Below are 11,716 nucleotides of genomic sequence, written 5' to 3' on the forward strand. Positions count from 1 at the left end.
GCACTAACCCACCATACGCGGAATTTGCTGCACCAATCATCAAAAATGCCTACCAAAAAGCGCGTATTGGTGTAGCTGCATTCCTTCTAACCAGCTTTCTCGAACCCTGTGATGATCGGGCTGATTTCTTGCAACAACACCCGCCGTCACTTGTTCTAATCATGCCGCGCTTCTGTTTTCGCAAGGATAAGCGGGGTAGTCGTTGGGCAACAGACAACATTACCATCTCGTGCTTTGTATGGGACAAACGCGCAACAGGGCAGCAAATTATTATTCGTCCTAAGTCTCAAATCGCTGGATTTTACAAGAACCCAGAACAGGCTATTTCACAAGAACGGGCAGAAGAAATTGTTCGGGCGATAGCGTGTGGTGAAGTTAGTACAAACTATTGATTGAAGAGGTAATTATGTCTACAAATATACAATGGTGTGACGAAACCTGGAATGTAATTGTTGGCTGTTCACGGGTTTCTGGAAGTCCTGGCTGTGCGCGATGCTATGCAGCGAAAGCTGCCAAATCCCCACGACTTCAACAATTCCCCCAGTATCAAACTGTTGGCAAATGGGATGGCACAGTTGAATTTGTCAAATCTCAACTTATTAAACCATTGTCTTGGAAAAAGCCAAAAAGAATTTTTGTATGCTCAATGGCTGATTTGTTTCATGCCAATGTCCTTGATGAATGGATTCATCAAGTAATGGCTGTTGCTGCTCTTTCACCTCAGCATACTTTTCAAATCTTGACTAAGCGACCAGAAAGAATGAAGGAGTACTTTAGTCAACAATCACTATGGGTCAAATGGTATGAAGCAGCCAAAGAAAACCTTTGGGACGCTGTTAGTGAGAAATTTGGAGGATTAATTAATCTCCAACAATATTTTATTGATCAACCATTCCCCTTACCAAATGTGTGGTTAGGAGCTTCCACTGAGAATCAACAGATGGCGAACGAACGCATTCCAATTCTCTTGCAAATTCCCTGTTCTGTTCGGTTTTTATCTTGTGAGCCACTGCTTGAAGAAATTGATTTGAGGCAAGGAGGAGCAATTCAAAAATTAATCAGTGATTCCTACAAATGGGAATTAGTAAATGAAGATATCCAATGGATTGTTGTTGGTGGTGAGTCTGGGCTAAATTCCAGACCATGCCACATCGAATGGATTAATTCAATTGTCCAACAATGCCAACAATCGAAAACACCCGTATTTGTGAAACAGTTGGGGGCGAATGCAATATTTGGGGGACAGCGATTTAAAACCCGTGACAAAAAAGGGGGAAAAATTGAAGAGTTTCCTCTTCATCTGCAAGTTAGACAATTTCCGTTTGATGCGTAAATAAAGCAAAACCCCCGCTTGTAGCCCAATGCGGGGGAAAATCAAACCCTTTGAGGTCTATAGATATGAGTTTAACAGAAAAAATGCAAAGTGATAGCTCTAGCTACGGTAGAAGAAAACGCCATATTTATATCGATAGTAAGCTGGATGATCTACCACTAACAATGGAGGCATTTCGAGTTTACTCTCACCTCTGCCGTCGAGCCGGTTGTGATAATAACGCCTTCCCTTCATACAAATCTATCGGTGAAGCCTGTTTTCGTGGTTCTTTCCCTGCTTCCTCAACTGAAACTTTAAGGCAAAAAGCGATCGCAGCAGTCAGTGAATTGGTTTCGTGGAACTTAATCACTAAAACGCCCAAAACCAAGTCTAATGGTTCAGTATCTTCTAACCTATATCAACTCACAGATATTGACGACTGGTTTGTTTCTCCTACTAAACAATCAAGTTTAATCAGAGGAAAAAATAGCGGTAGTAGTGGAGGAATACTAGGGGTGGTATTGGGGGGATACCAGGGTAGTAATGGGGGAATACCAGGGGTAGTAGTCGGGGAAGACCAGGGTAGTAGTGGGGGAATACCCAAAGTATATCCAGTTAAAGATTATCCAATTGAAGTCTATCCACTCAAGGACGCGCCCCTGGCTTCGCCACCCGCGCCCCCCACCCATGAAAGTGTGTGTGAAAAAGAAGAACTTGATTTAGCAACGGAAGAAATTGAATTTGAAAAACCAAGCTTAGGAGAACTAACCCCAGAAGAACCAATCCCACAACAACCCACTTCGTTGTTGAAAAATTCCGAGTCTTTGCAACAAACCGATAACACCTCAAGGAGATCAACTATTGCGGGGGGGTCGTTCGAGAAATCCGAACAAGCGAATAAGCTGCAACTAACCTGTCCCTACAAGACAGCCCGGAACGTGAAAGAACTGATTGATGCTTGGCTAACAGACCCGACTGCTATGAGTGATGATTGTGTGCCCCTGCTTGTTAGAGACTCAATCAAGTGGAATTGCTGGGTTTTACCTTGGCGCAATGGAGAGCGAAAGCTAAATAACTTGTACCAGAACTTCAACCCAATAGTCGTGGATTTCCTAGCGCAAGAACTAGCCACTAAGTCGAAACGCTCGGCACGACAGGAAATAGATCATGCGATCGCAGTCATGAACACCTGGGAGAAAACCAAGGGTGGGTGGACGAACCTGATGCAGCGCTATAACCAAGCATTGCAAACAGAGAAACAGCCCCTACCTCAACAGCGCACTGCTTTGGCTCACAAAGTAAAAAATATCACTAGCAGTTCGCTCGAAGATGCTTTACGACAAGACCGAATACGCCGTCAGCAAGAGCAATCTATTCAGGTTCCATCCAATGAATATCAACACAGCCCACAAATGCTGGAGCTAAAAGCGAAACTTCAAGCCAAAGCAAATGAGCCAAAAGTTCCGAGCAACACCAGACCCTCTTCCACGAATTTGCGAGAAGTTGAAGCGCAGTTAAAACTAGCACTAAGAGCATGATTATGTACAGCAATCAAGACAACGTAGTTTCTTTCCATCCTGACAGGTCACTTGACAACTTGCCTCCACAAAATATCGAAGCTGAAGAAGCGATTTTGGGCGGGATTATGCTCGACCCAGAAGCAATAACCAGAGTCAGCGATCGCCTAGTAGTGGAAGCCTTTTACATCAGTGCCCACTCATACATTTATCAAGCTGCGGCAACGCTTCACGCTTTGTTTCAACCTACAGATTTGCTTTCTGTCACCGCTTGGTTGGCTGACCACAATCTGCTCAATCGCGTTGGTGGCAGAAACAAGTTAGCAACTCTGGTAGACCGCACTGTATCCGCCGTCAACATTGATGCTTTGGCGGATCTGGTGATGGAGAAATATCGACGGCGACAGTTAATCAAAGTGGGATCGGAAATTGTCCAACTCGGTTACGAGACGCAAACTGAACTACCACTTGTTCTTGGGCAAGCTGAGGCGAAAGTTTTTGGTGTTACTCAAAATCAAAGTGATGAACGCTGCAAGGTTTTCTCAGCACAAGACATGGGCATTGAACTTTTTCAAAAGCTGGAGATGGGGAATATGGCAGGCGACAAAGTTGGCTGGTACGACCTCGAAAATATCACCGGTGGCATTTATCCGAGCAGTTTAGTTGTAGTGGCTGCTGAATCCCACATGGGCAAAACTCACTTCATGATTTCTTACGCTTACGAAATCATGACCAAACTTGGAAAACCAGTTCTGTACGTAACTCCAGAAATGGACAAGAATCAACTCAATGCCCGAATGCTAGCCCGAATCACTGGCGTAGACGCTTCTATGATTCAAACCAATACTCAATGCTATTGGGAGCAAATAGCACAAGGTATAGGACAGATGGTGGAGTTGCCTTGGAAGGTTTACGAGCATTCCTCCCCTACAACCGCAATGATTGCTTCTGCTGTGCGCCGTGCCATTGCCGAATTTGGTGGTTCTATTGGGGCTGTGTTTATTGATTACTTGCAGCAGATTCCTCTGGAGTCCGGTGGGAACATGGCTTTTGAAGTCGGCAAGATTACCCGCCAGATTCGGGATATTGCTAAGTCTCACAAAATCCCTGTTTTCTTGGGCTGTCAAATCAATCGGGGCAATCAAACAACGGCTGATAAACGCCCCAATCGTCATCTGTTACGTAATTCTGGCGAAATATTTGAGGTTTGTGACCAGTTAATTATGCTTTACCGGGATGCTGTCTACACAAAAGACCCAAGCGATCGCACTATCGAGTTAATTGTTGAGAAAAACCGCCTTTACGGTAAGCTCGGCACTGCGACGATGTTGTGCGATTTATCCACATCGAAGTTTTTGAACTTGGCGAGATAATTTACAGCCAGATCCAGCGATCGCGGAAGAAAGACGCATACATTCAATTACTGGAGTTTTAAACACGGTGAAAGCGCTATCCGTCCGTCAGCCTTGGGCATGGGCAATTATCTATGCTCTCAAAGACATCGAAAACCGAGGCTGGCCCATTCATTATCGCGGCGACATTCTGATTCACGCCGCAAAAACCTGTACCAAAAAAGAATACTTTGAGGCGAGAGAATTTTGTCAAAGCATGGGGGTAGTAATCCCAGAATTAATCTCTCTCCGTCGCGGTCAAGTTATCGGCGTTGTCACAATAGTTGACTGCCGTTTCTCACAAGTTGCATCTGGCTGGGGGATGGCTGGGCAATACCACTGGAAGCTGGAGAATCCGCGCCAGATTACACCGATTCCCTACATTGGGCGGTTGGGGATGTTTGAGCCGGAATATTCTGCCGGATTTTCCGCAGAAATGGGAGCGCCAGCAAAATCATTTCGGATAGCACTAGGCGCATTAATAATCAAAGAAAAGCTAGGGATGAGTGACAGAGAAACAGTAGAACAAATTAAAGAAAACCCTTATCTACAGTACTTCATAGGAATGTCATTTTATAGTAATAAAACTCCATTTGACCCATCGATGTTAGTACATTTTCGAGAAAGAATTAGTGCGGAGTTAGTCAACTAAGTGAATCAAGAGATGGTGAAGAAGATATGCTTAGAAACATCATCACAATCAAGTCAAAAAAACAGTAGAACCAAAAGAAGAAAGAAGCGATCCAAAGAATCGAGGAAAATTAATATTAGATGCGACTTGTGCGCCTGTAAATATAAGTTATCCGACAGATTTAGAGCTACTAAATCAAGCCAGAAAGCAGACAGAAAAAAATATATACCTTCTTTATGAACAGATAAAGGGTCAATTATATAAAAAGCCAAGAACGTATTGGGAAGTTGCAAGAAAAGGTTATCTGGCAGTAGCAAAAAAACGTAGTGTATTTCAAAAAGATAGAAGAATAGCGATAAAAAAACAACTGCAATATATCAAAAGAAATTTAGCTCATGTTGAGCAATTAGTGTTATTAGGAGCCAGTCTCGTAGATTTAAGTAATAGACAATATAAGATGTTGCTCAAGGTTCCCGCAACCATAAACCTAATTCTGATCGTTGCTATCCCTAAGCCTACATACCAAACAATCCGTTTACGAGTTAGAGCAGCTATGGCTCCCATCGAAATTGCGACTTGCAATGCTGCTACACTACGCGCGAATAGCTGATGATGCTGTAGATCCTGTTCGGCTTCTACTTGGAGCTTCTGAGCTTCTTGCTGAATCTCCTGTTGTTTACGATTGAGTTTAGCGAGTTCATTGATGGTTTTTACAGTCACTGGTTTTTGGAGAGATTGCAATAAAGTTACCGTTGATTCTTCGATATGACGCTTGGTAGATTTAGCCTGAAATTCCGACCAGTGATTGCTCGACTTGATTTGAGCCAGTATCCCTCCGTTAGCAAAATAACCTCCTGTGCATAGCAGCGATCGCGGCTAGTGTTGAGAGAATAGCTGTAGAAAGACCGATTAAATTCAGCGATTGACGCTCCTGACGTTGCCCTTTACCCTTTTAACTGCTGAGTACTCAGGTAGTAATAAAGTCCTTTTTTAGTCATCAGTTGTTCATGGGTTCCCTGTTCTATAATGTTGCCACCTTCAATCACAACAATTAGGTCAGCCGACTTTACAGTAGAGAGTCGATGAGCGATTGTAAAGACAGTGCGATCACCCAAAACTTTGTCTATATTCTCCAAGACAACACCTTCAGTTTCGTTATCTAAAGCTGAGGTAGCCTCGTCTAAAATCAGGATGCGAGGATTACGAACCAAAGCACGAGCGATCGCAATCCGCTGGCGTTGACCACCACTTAGATTTAACCCTTGCTCTTCCAGTATGGTGTCGTACCCTTGGGGAAGATTGCTAATAAAATCGTGGGCTGCTGCCGATTTTGCTGCCTGAATAATTTCATCTAGGGAAGCTTCTGGATTACCTTGGGCAATATTTTCGCGAATAGTGCCACCGAAGAGGTAACTTTGCTGAGGAACGACACCGATTTGAGAGCGCAACGAAGGTATCCAAACATCAGCAACATCAAAGCCGTCGAAATAAATCTTACCAGAGGAGGGGGCATAAAAGCCCAAAAGTAGCTTTATTAAAGTAGATTTTCCCGAACCACTACGACCAACAAAAGCAATCCGCTGTCCTAGTTGAACTTCTAAACTGATATTTTGTAAAACATTATTCTTACTATTTTGCTCATAACGAAAAGTTAAGTTATCAAAGCGCACATGACCGCGCAGTGTCGGCAGTTTTATCTTCTCTTTTGCTGCTTTTACGCTCAATTCCGGCTTAGTTTCAAACACATCATTCAGTCTTTCTACTGCATTTAATGTCTCCTGAAATACATCCCATACCCCCACCAAAGCGGTAACTGGAGCAGAAAGGCTTTGCGTCAACAAAGTGAACGCAACTAGTTCCCCTACAGAAAGCTGGTTTTGCAGCACCATGACAGAGCCATAGAACAATACAGCCGCGTCACTCAAATTGCTGACCAATCCGCTTGCCAAGTTAGAAACTATACCCAAGTTGATGGTTTTCAAATAAGCGTTGGTAGAACGAATATATAAATTCTCAGCCTGCCAGCGGGTAGAATGCTCAATTCCTAAAGTTTTGATAGTATTGAGTCCACTGAGAGATTCAATCAGAAAACTCTGAGCATCAGCTCCTTTGTGAAACACATCGCGGTAGACATGCTGTAAACGTGGGGTAATAGCGTATATATTGACGAGGTGCAAAGCCAGAAATAAACAAGCAACAAGCGTCAGTGGGACATTAAAGTAGAGCATCAATCCCAAATACAGTACTGCCGAAAACACGTTTAGGAAAGATTGCAAGCCTATATGAGTGAGGAAATTAGTAATTTTTTGGTTTTCCTCAAATCGGCTTGTGATATCTCCCACTTTGCGAGTTTCAAAAAAAGGTAGGGGTAAGGAAAGAACGTGTTTGTAGAAATCTTTTACCATGAGCAAATTAGCTCTCATGGAAACGAACAGTAAAAGTTGCTGGCGACAAAAACTGATAACTAAGTTGAGTAGCACTATAGTAAAGATGGCTCCCAGACTGTAAACGAGCCACTGCTGATTCTGCTCGATCAATACCTCATCAAAGATGAACTTAGTGAATATAGGCAGGAACATGCTGAAAACTTGGATCGCCAGAGACGCTAAGGCGATTTCCCCCAGCATTCGTGTATAGGATTTTACGTATGGAACAAACTGCTGTAAGGTTGGCTTTGATTCCTCTATTGCCGCAATTTTTTCAGTTGGCTTCAGGTAGAGGGTGTAGCGAGTCCAACCTTTTAGGAACTCTGCCGTTGACAGATTCAGCAGTCCTTCAGACGGATCTGAGATTTTCACCTTTGTAGGTGTGACTTTGTAAACAACCACCCAGTGATAACCACGCCAGTTGACAATGGCAGGCAATGGTTTTTGCATCAAATTCTCATATGTTTCCAGCAAGGCTTCAGTGTCATAGCCTAATGTATTAGCTGCCCTCAATAGATTGAGCATAGAAGCCCCTGATCTGCCAACACGGGTTAACTCTCGCATGCGGTTGAGACTAACCTGCTTGCCGTAATAACGACACACAGTTGTCAGGCAAGCTGCACCGCAGTCCATCATGCTTTGTTGCTGCACTACCGGAAACCAGCCAAGTTGATATTTTAGTTGCAATTTCTCCTCCTTACCAAGATTATTGTAAATTTATATCTTGCATATAGCTTGGAGCAGGCAGGATGCCTACCCCACAACTAATCAATTTTCTTGTGGAACAGGCATCTTGCCTGTAACAACTCTCAAAAGTGCAAGAGCTAAGGTAACCTTGCTTACTTGCTAAATAAAAGCTCAAATAAACGTTGATTTTTAGTTTGAACCTCTGCTTGAACAGTTAGCCCAGGAAATAACTGGATTTGATGCGCGTCAGCTTTAATAGAATTCTGAAGTAATTCCAGTGTCATGGTGAAGTTATCCTCTTTGCCGACTGGAACAATTTGCCGCACCCGTGCGGGTACGCTACCAAACTGCCCAAACGGATAGGCATCAACTTTGATTCGTGCTGCCATTCCCACTTTGACAAAACCAATGTCTTTGTTAGGTACAGTAGCCTTAACTACCAAAGGCGTATTCACCCCACTGGTTTTGCTTACCTGCACTGGAATACCTTTAGCCTCTGGGATAATTTTCCCTCTAGTGCTAACCCAGACAGGAACTTTACCGAAATAGAGCAAGCAAGAACTCAAACCTAGAGCAGCACTAATAAAATAGATAGCGCCTCTTTGCACAAGTGTTGGTTCCGCCATCATTACTTCTGATATTTGCCCTGCCTGAAGAGTTTTTTCGGCAAAAGTATCTAGAGTAGCGATATCCTGCTCTGATATAGATGGAGCCGTTTGACGGGTTTCTACCATGATGTTGACCTATCTGGTATATAAAGAAGAATACAGACCCGCTTGTGCTAGCAACTGTGGGTGGGTGCCACTCTCCACAATTTTCCCCTGGTCTAAAACCACAATTAGATCAGCATTACGCACAGTACTCAAACGATGGGCAAAAATGAAAGCGGTGCGACTAGCCATTTGTTGCTCTAAATTTTGCTGGATAATCCGTTCGGATTCTGAATCTAGCGATGCAGTAGGTTCATCCAAAATTAAAATGCGGGGATTGGTCAAAAGTGCGCGGGCGATCGCTAGGCGTTGTCGCTGACCACCGCTCAAGGTAATCCCACGTTCACCAATCTGGGTATCATAATCCATTGGCAGTTTTTCGATAAACTCAGAAGCACCTGCTAGCTTTGCAGCAGCCATGACACTTGCTAAATCAGCAGTGGTGTCTGCTTTGGCAATATTTTCCCGAATCGTGCCGTTGAATAAAAAGGGATGCTGTTCCACTACTCCCAGCTGATGCCGATATGAGGAAAGTTCGATGTTGCTGATGTCGATGTTATCGATATAAATCTTGCCGCTAGTTGGCTGCAAAAGTTTGCCCAACAACTTGGCTAAAGTGGTTTTCCCGGAACCACTTCTGCCAACTATGGCGATTTTCTGACCAGGCAATACTTCTAAGTTGATACCACACAAGACATCTTGTTCGCTCCGGTCGTAACAAAAGCAGACATTTTTCAGGCTTACACAACCTGAAATTATAGGCATTACTGCTGTAAGGTCTTGCTGTTCTGGGGGTAACACCAACACATCGTTGATTCGTTCAAAGGAAATGCGGATTTCTTGCAGTTCGTCCCACACGCCAATCAAACTTTGTAGAGGAGTCAGTAACAAACCCAGCATGGCGTTAAAAGCAACTAGTTGACCAAGTGTCAACTCACCATCTAAAGTAAGTTTGGCTCCATATCCCAGGATGGCGACGGTGCTGACCTGATTGATTAGATTGCCAATCGATTCGATGTTGAAAGCTAGTAGAGCGCCTTTGAACTCAACATTCAGAGCTTTGGTAATTAGGGAAACTCCCTGCTGGAAAAATAGGCTCTCTGTAGCAATAGACTTAACTGTCTCAATCCCACTTATAGCTTCAATTAGATGAGATTCCATTGCTTGACGACGCGCAAACACCCGTTGATCATTGGCACGTAATAGGGGTGTAGAGATTACCAAAACTAATCCATAAGCCGCAACGAATAATAATGCCACACCTGTGAGTTTGGCGTTCTGACTCAACAGGACAAACAAGTAGAAAAAAATAGTTAAACTGTCAACAATAATTTTGAAGCCGCTTTGGGACACCAACTCCAAGAGTTTTTCATTCTCTGCAAACCGGACAGTAAAATCCCCCACCCGCCATTGCGAGAGGATTTGTACTGGTAAGGAGAGGATATGGTTGAAAAACTGTATAGTTAGCGATAAGCTAATCCGCTTCAGGGCATGAGCTAACAACACCTCACGCAAGGCACTGCTGGCTAGTTGGCACCCAGCAACAAACAGCATCCCCAGTAGCATCAGATGTAGCAGTGGGTAGTTGCCGTAAGCCAGCACCTTATCAATGGTGATTTGTGCGAACAGTGGCGCGACTAAACCTAGCAGTTGCAAGAAAAGGGAAATGATGCCAATCCACGCAAGTGTTCCCCAATATGGGCGGATCATTGGCAAGAATTGTTGAAAAATCTCGTGTGTCTTGTTACCAAGGTTGCCGAAATTCGGCACATAAGTGACAGACAACACTCGACCATTCCAAGCTTCCACAAATTGCTGTCTGGGGAGCTTATGAATTCCCGTCAAGGGATTGGCTAGCGTGACATGCGTGCGGACAACGGATAGAATTACCGACAACTGACCATTTTTATCTTCCACAAGGGCTGGAAAAGTCATCATAGCCAGTCGCTGGTCGTTCAAGTACAACAAGCGGGTGAGATATCCCAGCGTTTCAGCTTTACGGCTAACGGTAATGAGGGTGTCGGGGCGATGGCCCCGCATCTGCTGTTCAATGATTGGTTGTAAATTACTCTGCCGCTGATAAAAGCGATCGATCAGGGCGAGGCAAGCAACTCCCGCCAGAAGTGGCGTTTCCACATGCACAAAGTCATGGCGACGGGCAAACAATCCTCTCCCAACTTTAACTTTATCAAACTGAATTGTTGACAATTCAGGCGCTTCATGATTATTCTGATTACTTAAAATTGCCTGTTGTTGTAAGCAGCGATTTTCGGCTAGTTCGGCAATGCACTGGTAAACGCGAGGATTCGCAGTTAGTTGGGATGCCTGACTCAAACGCCAAACAGTTGTATTTTCAGTAGCAACAGCACCAGTTGGTTGCAGTGGAGACTGCAATATGGCAGCTTCACCGCAGATGTCACCAGTGTTCAAATTTGCCAGTGTTGTATCAATGCTTTCTTTAATCAGGCGAATCCTGCCAGTATAGATAATGTAAGCAGCATCTGCTAAGGCATCCTGATGAAACAGAAATTCGCCTGGCTTGAGATGGATAGTCTCAATCGCTTGTAACAGTTTCTGGGTTTCTGGTAAAGACAGGTGGGAGAATAACTTGAGGCTTCTGAGGAATTTAAATTCAGTCTGCTGCTTAACCTGTGCTTCCAGATCTTTCCTAAAATGAGGAGATTGCTTGACTAGCCAGCCGAAGTCGGCAGCAGGCAGTTTCAAGACAGTCAAATTATCAACTGCACGCACGGTTGTGACGGCTGGATGCCCAAAGAGTAGGGGTTGTTCCCCAAAGCTATCCTCTTTGATAAGAATTGCAATGGTTATAGGTTTGTTGTCGGTGGTATAAGCTACCATCCTGGCTTTGCCATCAGCAATAATATAGAAAGCCTCTCCAGACTCACCCGTGCGGATAATCGTGTCGCCTAGTTGATAGGAAACAATGGAAAACTTTGGAGCGATCGCATCTATTGTTGATGGTGACAGGGAGTTGAAGAGGCGATTTTGCAGGAGTAGCTGTTTGATGTCGCCGATTTGCAT

At 44.1% G+C, this 11,716-nt stretch carries 7 protein-coding genes and 2 pseudogenes; 5 read left to right on the plus strand and 4 right to left on the minus strand.

Annotated elements, in window-relative coordinates:
• The 5 genes and pseudogenes from VB732_RS27475 to VB732_RS27500 all read left to right on the plus strand — a co-directional run.
• Window positions 1–392 (plus strand): annotated as a pseudogene (locus tag VB732_RS27475) (hypothetical protein); the annotation flags it as partial.
• 14 nt (window positions 393–406) lie between these two features.
• Window positions 407–1,333, plus strand: a complete 927-nt coding sequence (locus VB732_RS27480; protein ID WP_323234047.1) for a phage Gp37/Gp68 family protein — start codon at window positions 407–409, stop codon at window positions 1,331–1,333.
• A gap of 65 nt (window positions 1,334–1,398) precedes the next feature.
• Entirely contained in the window at window positions 1,399–2,850 is a 1,452-nt protein-coding gene (locus VB732_RS27485; RefSeq protein WP_323234048.1) for a hypothetical protein, read from the plus strand.
• A gap of 2 nt (window positions 2,851–2,852) precedes the next feature.
• Entirely contained in the window at window positions 2,853–4,202 is a 1,350-nt protein-coding gene (locus VB732_RS27490; RefSeq protein WP_323234049.1) for a replicative DNA helicase, read from the plus strand.
• 418 nt (window positions 4,203–4,620) lie between these two features.
• Window positions 4,621–5,323, plus strand: a pseudogene (locus tag VB732_RS27500) (transposase); the annotation flags it as partial.
• Here VB732_RS27500 and VB732_RS27505 read toward each other — a convergent pair.
• The 4 genes from VB732_RS27505 to VB732_RS27520 form a co-directional block, all read right to left on the minus strand.
• The gene (locus VB732_RS27505; protein ID WP_416235781.1) at window positions 5,245–5,718 is read right to left on the minus strand and encodes a DUF4337 domain-containing protein; all 474 of its coding nucleotides are present in this window, start codon (window positions 5,716–5,718) and stop codon (window positions 5,245–5,247) included. The pseudogene VB732_RS27500 and the gene VB732_RS27505 sit on opposite strands and share 79 nt — an antisense overlap.
• Before the next feature lie 77 nt (window positions 5,719–5,795).
• Window positions 5,796–7,964, minus strand: a complete 2,169-nt coding sequence (locus VB732_RS27510) for a peptidase domain-containing ABC transporter (protein ID WP_323234050.1) — start codon at window positions 7,962–7,964, stop codon at window positions 5,796–5,798.
• A gap of 152 nt (window positions 7,965–8,116) precedes the next feature.
• The gene (locus VB732_RS27515) at window positions 8,117–8,698 is read right to left on the minus strand and encodes an HlyD family efflux transporter periplasmic adaptor subunit (RefSeq protein ID WP_323234051.1); all 582 of its coding nucleotides are present in this window, start codon (window positions 8,696–8,698) and stop codon (window positions 8,117–8,119) included.
• Between the two features lie 9 nt (window positions 8,699–8,707).
• Complete coding sequence (locus tag VB732_RS27520; protein WP_323234052.1) at window positions 8,708–11,716, minus strand: peptidase domain-containing ABC transporter; 3,009 nt, start codon at window positions 11,714–11,716, stop codon at window positions 8,708–8,710.

This window comes from Nostoc sp. UHCC 0252 (assembly GCF_034931145.1).
In the GTDB taxonomy this organism is placed as follows: domain Bacteria; phylum Cyanobacteriota; class Cyanobacteriia; order Cyanobacteriales; family Nostocaceae; genus Nostoc.

Coding starts and splice junctions, on each gene's coding strand:
- VB732_RS27520 (WP_323234052.1), bottom strand. CDS start 11,716: ATGCAAATCGGCGACATCAAACAGCTACTCCTGCAAAATCGCCTCTTC.
- VB732_RS27485 (WP_323234048.1), top strand. CDS start 1,399: ATGAGTTTAACAGAAAAAATGCAAAGTGATAGCTCTAGCTACGGTAGA.
- VB732_RS27480 (WP_323234047.1), top strand. CDS start 407: ATGTCTACAAATATACAATGGTGTGACGAAACCTGGAATGTAATTGTT.
- VB732_RS27490 (WP_323234049.1), top strand. CDS start 2,853: ATGTACAGCAATCAAGACAACGTAGTTTCTTTCCATCCTGACAGGTCA.
- VB732_RS27515 (WP_323234051.1), bottom strand. CDS start 8,698: ATGGTAGAAACCCGTCAAACGGCTCCATCTATATCAGAGCAGGATATC.